This window comes from Paraburkholderia sp. BGA-UO-ETr-F12 (assembly GCF_059567945.1).
Genome location: NZ_JCAQOZ010000043.1, coordinates 1 through 5,477 on the forward strand (window position 1 = coordinate 1; position 5,477 = coordinate 5,477).

General features: G+C 63.4%; 7 protein-coding genes. 2 read left to right on the forward strand and 5 right to left on the reverse strand.

The genetic code is table 11. The features are described 5' to 3' along the window. Positions 1 to 20 precede the first annotated feature (20 nt). Positions 21 to 86, forward strand: a complete 66-nt coding sequence (locus AC57B6_RS18720) for a helix-turn-helix domain-containing protein (protein WP_496421871.1) — start codon at positions 21 to 23, stop codon at positions 84 to 86. Positions 87 to 91: 5 nt separating this feature from the next. On the opposite strand, the gene AC57B6_RS18725 is transcribed toward AC57B6_RS18720, so the two are convergent. The 4 genes from AC57B6_RS18725 to AC57B6_RS18740 all read right to left on the reverse strand — a co-directional run bounded on the left by AC57B6_RS18725 (position 92) and on the right by AC57B6_RS18740 (position 2,420). Continuing rightward, positions 92 to 880 carry a patatin-like phospholipase family protein gene (locus AC57B6_RS18725; RefSeq protein WP_496421865.1) on the reverse strand — a complete coding sequence of 263 codons (789 nt, stop codon included), beginning with the start codon at positions 878 to 880 and terminating at the stop codon, positions 92 to 94. 250 nt (positions 881 to 1,130) lie between these two features. Continuing rightward, positions 1,131 to 1,541, reverse strand: a complete 411-nt coding sequence (locus tag AC57B6_RS18730) for a MerR family transcriptional regulator (RefSeq protein WP_496421866.1) — start codon at positions 1,539 to 1,541, stop codon at positions 1,131 to 1,133. Between the two features lie 216 nt (positions 1,542 to 1,757). Then, positions 1,758 to 2,045, reverse strand: a complete 288-nt coding sequence (gene merP, locus AC57B6_RS18735; protein WP_496421867.1) for a mercury resistance system periplasmic binding protein MerP — start codon at positions 2,043 to 2,045, stop codon at positions 1,758 to 1,760. A gap of 51 nt (positions 2,046 to 2,096) precedes the next feature. Next, positions 2,097 to 2,420, reverse strand: a complete 324-nt coding sequence (locus AC57B6_RS18740; RefSeq protein WP_496421868.1) for a mercuric transporter MerT family protein — start codon at positions 2,418 to 2,420, stop codon at positions 2,097 to 2,099. 78 nt (positions 2,421 to 2,498) lie between these two features. Here AC57B6_RS18740 and merR point away from each other — a divergent pair, with 78 nt between their 5' ends. After that, a complete protein-coding gene (gene merR / locus AC57B6_RS18745) occupies positions 2,499 to 2,912 on the forward strand; it encodes a mercury resistance transcriptional regulator MerR (protein WP_496421869.1) in 414 nt (137 codons plus the stop codon). Positions 2,913 to 3,128: 216 nt separating this feature from the next. On the opposite strand, the gene AC57B6_RS18750 is transcribed toward merR, so the two are convergent. Further along, positions 3,129 to 4,829, reverse strand: coding sequence for a site-specific integrase (locus AC57B6_RS18750; protein WP_496421870.1), 1,701 nt, complete (start codon positions 4,827 to 4,829; stop codon positions 3,129 to 3,131). Positions 4,830 to 5,477 lie beyond the last annotated feature (648 nt).

Sequence of the window (5,477 nt, forward strand, 5' to 3'; positions counted from 1 at the left end):
CCGGCGAACAAAAGGCAAAGCTGGCCCGTGAATTTGGCATCAGCCGCGAAACGTTGTACCAGTACCTGCGCGAAATTGGAGCTTAACGTGCTTAATTTTCCGTTTTCTGAGACGACCCCAGGTTGGCGATTGCGTGGAGTTCCCGCATCAGGGTGCTGTTGAAGCTCACTTCATTGACACGGTCAGCGATTTCAGCTGCCGTACGGGGCACGTCATCCCGACGGACCGGGTTGACCTGGACGAGCAGAATGTCGGCGAAGTCCGGGCATTCTTCGATGAGGGGCGCCAGCACGGGATTGCCGACATACCCACCGTCCCAGTAGTCGTCTCCGTCAATCTTGACCGCCTGATAAATCTGGGGCAGGCATGCCGATGCCATCAGCACGTCGACGGATAGTTCCTTAGCGGTAAAGATGCGAAGACAATTGGTTCGCACGTTGGTGGCCGAGATATAGAGCCTGATTTTGTGACACCTGCGCACGCACTCGAAGTCGATTGTGTCGCTCAGGAAGGTCCGCAGCGGGTTAATATCGCAGGGGTTGAGTTCATAGGGCGAGAACATCTGCCCAAGCCATTCGTACCACGGCCGGAACAGGGTCGCGGTCCATGGCGCCCACCGATACGGATTGAACGCGCTCGCCTGTGCCATCGCGTCCCAGAAACGGTTCAGTCCCTCCCGGGCGCCCTGTGCGCCACCCTTTTCGAAACCATCGGCCAGCACGGCGGCATTCATCGCGCCGGCGCTCGTGCCACTGATCGCGTCGATCACGAGTCGTCCATCCGCGAGTAACCGGTCCAGTACCCCCCACGTGAAAGCGCCGTGAGCCCCACCGCCCTGAAGGGCGAGGGCAATTTTCTTCGGTCTGGTTCTGCTGCTCATGGGCGCTCCGCCGTGCTCGCCCAGTCGGGTTCGCGAGCAGTATCAGCGTCTTCGGGCCTCGGTGGCGACGAGACTGCCGCCACGTCACGCGCAGGCAAATAGGCGCGAAGCGTGTTCCCCGTGGTGTTCGGGCAGAACCCCACCGTCGACGGCGGACTGGCATCCCGAAACTCGACCGGGACGACACGGCGAACATCGCCGGATCGCGCAGCCGGCATCAACTGCGCAACGTGACCCGACCGGTGCGTCATCATGCGGCGCTCTGCGCAAGAGGTGCCCTGCGATTGCGTGTCCGGGCGCCGACGTCGGGTCCGGCATCGCGCAACTGTTGCAGCAGCGTGGACAACGCCGCAAGCTGTTGTTGACACCGCTGCAACGTATGATCGACTTCCGCGATGCTGGCCGCGACCCCGGCGGGCTCGCCGCTGTTCAGCGCGTGCAGCAAGGGGCGGACACTCTGCAAGGGCAGGCCGGCGTCGCGCGCGGCGCGAATGATGGCCAGCCGTTCCACCGCATCGCGGTCAAACAGGCCGTGCCCGCCGTCGGTTTTGCCGGCGCGCGGGACGAGTTTTTCCGCGACGTAGCAGCGAATCGCGTGCACGCTCACCCCGCTGGCGTGCGCCAGTTGTGACATCGTCAACAGTCCCTCAGTGGCCTGCATGACAACCTCCTTGCGCCCGGGCGGCCCGGCCTCGCGCCAGGCTCAACGGCGTTGTGCCCAGCCTGCGCACCGCGTCGAGCAGCCGCCGGCGGTCAAGTGCAGGGGCCGCTTGCCCCGCACGCCGTTGGTGCACACCTTCAATCGCGTGGAGCGCACGCGCGCGCTTGTATTCGCATTCGGCGAAATGCCTGCCGCTGACCGCGAGCCGTAATCCGTTCACTGGGTCGATCCCTTCGGCTGCGACGGATAACCCGCGTCGGTCGTCGCCCTGATTAGCGCTTTGACGTTGGTTCTGGTGTCGTCGAACATCACCACGGCCTGCTTTTGCCCGAAACTGACGTCGACCTTCGAGACACCGGGCACCTTACCCAGTGCATGCTTGACCGTCACCGGACACGCGGCGCACGTCATGCCCGGCACGGCGAGCGTCACAGTCTGCGTGGCGGCCCAGACCGGCGCGGAAGCTGCGAGGCTGACCAGCAACGCGGCGAGCGGTTTCTTCATGGTGCGCGACTCCTCGGGCAAGACCGGAAATTAATGAAAAAGCCGGGCCACCTACGGGTAACCCAACGCGACCAGCACGAGCGCGACCGCAATCCAGAAGACGATCCTGTAGATCCGGCGCGTGTGCGCAATGGCGCATACCTCGCCGGACTGGCAGGCGTCGGCGGGCCGGTAAATTCGCATACCCGCGAAAACGAGCGCAAGCAGCGCCGCGCCGAGCAACCATGGGCGATACGGCTCCAGCCGCATCAGGTAGGCGACCCACGCGCCGCTTGCGCCGAGACTCGTCAGCACGAGCGGTCCCAGACAGCATGCGAGGACTGCGCCCAGCCCCACCAGCAGCGACGGCGATTTGTTCCCGTTATCAGCAGCCATCCCGGCACTCTCATGGTTCGATAGAAGATGAGTTAAGCTTACAAACGGAGTCAGGTACGGATGCAAGGAGGAATTTTGATGACCGTGGCCAATGAAACGACCTACACGATCGGACAACTGGCGCAGGCCGTCGGCGTGAACGTGGAAACGGTGCGTTACTACCACCGGATCGGCGTGCTGCCGGCGCCGGCGCGGCAGTTCGGCAGCATCCGGCGTTATGCGGCCGAGGCGCTACAGCGCCTGCGCTTCATCAAGCGCTCGCAAGGGCTGGGTTTCACGCTGGACGAGATTGCTGCGCTGCTGCAACTGGCCGACGGCACCCACTGCGCCGAGACCAAAGCGCTCGCCAGGCAGAAACTCCTGTTGGTGCACCGGAAACTCGCGGACCTGCAGGCCATTGAAACCGCGTTGACGGAGTTCGCCGCCGCATGCGACACGGCTTCCGACGAACAGCACTGTCCGCTCATTGCCGCGCTGGTGGCTGATGAATAGCGGCGGCCGCCAATTCCCGCAGGGGTTCGGCGGTAGCTTAAGGGCAGTACAGACCTGCGGCGCCGCCGACCGTGTTCGCGATCATTGACCGCGCACAGCCGCTCGCATGGTGACGGGCCAGGGGGATGAACAAGGTACGCGCGAATTCCTATCATAAGCGTCCAGGTTATATAAACCGGAAAGAGCATGCCGTTTCAGGACGGTTCAGCTGGAACCCTATCTTTCCGCGAAGGCGTTCCGGATCTGCTGGGCGCGCTTGACTTCGTCGCTGTGCAGGTAGATCGACGTCGTCGTGATCGAGGCATGGCGCAGGTTATCCCGTACCGTGGTCAGTTCGGCGCCGCGAGCCAGGGCGTGGGTTGCATGCGTGTGCCGAGTCCAGTGCGGACTCGCGCGGCGCAGCTTTTCCGCGAGCACCTGGTTGTCCGCCTCGATGACTTCGGCCGCTTTCGCAAAAAAACGCCGTGTGACCTCCCATAGCCGAACACCGCTGATGCCTGCCGCGTTGTCCTGCTCGAACCTGCCGATGAGAGGCGTATCGGGATGCCAGCGGGTCGGCGTGACCGGCAGCCTTCGCTCCACCAGGTAGCGGTCCAGCGCAGTACGAGCCAGTGGTGGCAGCGCGACCTTGCCGGCCTTGCGCCCCTTCCCGATGATGTTCAGCCAATGATCACCCCGGGCGTCGGTGTCGACGTTGCCGAGACAGGCGCCGACCAGTTCGCTGACGCGCAGGCCGGTCGCATACGCGAAGTCCAGCACGAAGCGCAGGCGTTGCGCCGCCGGCGCTTCCCAGCCATATGACCACTCAAGTCCGTCAGCAATGGCACGCACGAGCGTCCACTCGCCCTCGGTAAAGGCGTGGGACGTGTCGAGCACGGTTGAGCGGCTGGTGCCGCGCACCTTGACGCCGGCAAACGGATTGGCCAGCAGATAGCGCTGCTCGATCAGCCAGCGGAACATCGCCCCGAGCACCGACAGCGCGTAGGCGGTCGAGCGGGCCGACAGCCCACCGGAGAATGGTCGCCACTCCGGCGAGGTGCGCGGGCGCATGGGTCCCACCCAGCGCTCGCGCGGCGTCGGCCGACGCAGAAAACTCCGGTACGCAATTGCATCCTCCGTCGTCAGCGACGACAGGGCCCGCTCGCGGTCCACGATCGCCCAGAGGATCAGGCGTTCGGCTTCCTTACGATAGGCTCGCTGCGTTGCAGGGGATTCGTGCAGCGACAGCCATGCCTGCACGGCTGCGTAATCGTTGTTGGCGTCGAGCGCGCAGGTGTGCCGCGGCGCGCGAAAGGCTCCCGTCGAGCCATCGACCTCGTGTGGCAGCCGCAGCGACTCCCACGGGACGACTGCGCCAGGACCGCGGACTGCGATCAGGGCGCGCGCCCGCTCGGACAGTGCCGGATGCGCGGCGAAGAACGCTTCGATCCGCCATGCACTCGCCGGGCCGAGCCCGGGGACCGCTTTCCACCACTGACGCCGCCGCGGAATCCGCACTGTGAGGTCCGCCAGCGTCGCAATGTCATATGCACGCAGCACAGAAACGGCGCGAGCCGGCAGCCACAAGCCGATGTCGTCACTGATTTGCGGTGTCGGTGAGCCTGCATATCGCAGGACTTCGATCGCGTCCGCGACCGCCTTCGCTTCCCGGAAACGCTCACCGTCGGCGTGTTCAAAAACAGCGGCGAGATCCGGCCGGCAGGCTTGCCGCGCTAACTTTGCCAGCCGTCGCCGAAGCTCGCCGAGCAGGCCGCGCGCCGACTGTCCTGCCGCGAGTCGATCCGGCACATAGCGCTCCGCGGCTTTGCGAACCGGCATGCCGGCGTACCAGGCGTGCAGCATGGCGAGTTCGTCGGCATCAGGAAAATCGAGGCGGTGCGGTTCAGGCGAAGGTGTCGAGGTCAGGCGCGTTTTCATGACCTGGAGTTTAGTCCAGAAACGTTGCCATAAAGATAAGAAGAGTTATCTTAAGAGCGCAAGTGATTGCTGCCGAAGGTTTGTGAGACCCCGTCGCCCAGGGGGCGTAACGAAACTGTCACCTCCTCCTTATCTGTGTGACCAGTCGAAGGGGCGGGGTGAACTTTTTCGTTACGTCGTTTGATGACATGACGAGCGCCTCGCCCACGGCCTGCCCGTTGATACACGGAATCCAGCACCTGCGACAAAATGCGCGTCGACGGCGTTTTGGAATCCTCTATCCTGTATAGAACAGTGACGCAAAAGGAACACGCTTTAGCGGTCCCCCGTCACAGGGTGCCCGATCGCGCCGAACCCAATTGCGACGGTTGGGCTGTTGACTACTTGCCGCATAGGCGGGAACGCTCAATCGCTGAGGAGACTGAAAATGCTCAGTCCGCATGAGTTTGCAACCTTAATGCTTGTAAAGGAGACACCGGATCGAGAGGATCTGAACCCTGCCGATCTGGATGCGCTGCTCGAGTATCAGGCCCCTGACCAAGATTCGGTCGAATTGCGATCATAAGCCTTGAGGTTATAAGGGTGACGAGGTTTCCGTTGGTTTTGGAATAACGGAATCAGTCAGTAAAGGCCTGCGCAAACTGCCTC

Bases quoted from the DNA above. Each gene is read 5' to 3' on its own strand.
- merR (WP_496421869.1), top strand. From the start codon at position 2,499: ATGACCGTGGCCAATGAAACGACCTACACGATCGGACAACTGGCGCAG.
- AC57B6_RS18725 (WP_496421865.1), bottom strand. From the start codon at position 880: ATGAGCAGCAGAACCAGACCGAAGAAAATTGCCCTCGCCCTTCAGGGC.
- AC57B6_RS18730 (WP_496421866.1), bottom strand. From the start codon at position 1,541: ATGCAGGCCACTGAGGGACTGTTGACGATGTCACAACTGGCGCACGCC.
- AC57B6_RS18750 (WP_496421870.1), bottom strand. From the start codon at position 4,829: ATGAAAACGCGCCTGACCTCGACACCTTCGCCTGAACCGCACCGCCTC.
- merP (WP_496421867.1), bottom strand. From the start codon at position 2,045: ATGAAGAAACCGCTCGCCGCGTTGCTGGTCAGCCTCGCAGCTTCCGCG.
- AC57B6_RS18740 (WP_496421868.1), bottom strand. From the start codon at position 2,420: ATGGCTGCTGATAACGGGAACAAATCGCCGTCGCTGCTGGTGGGGCTG.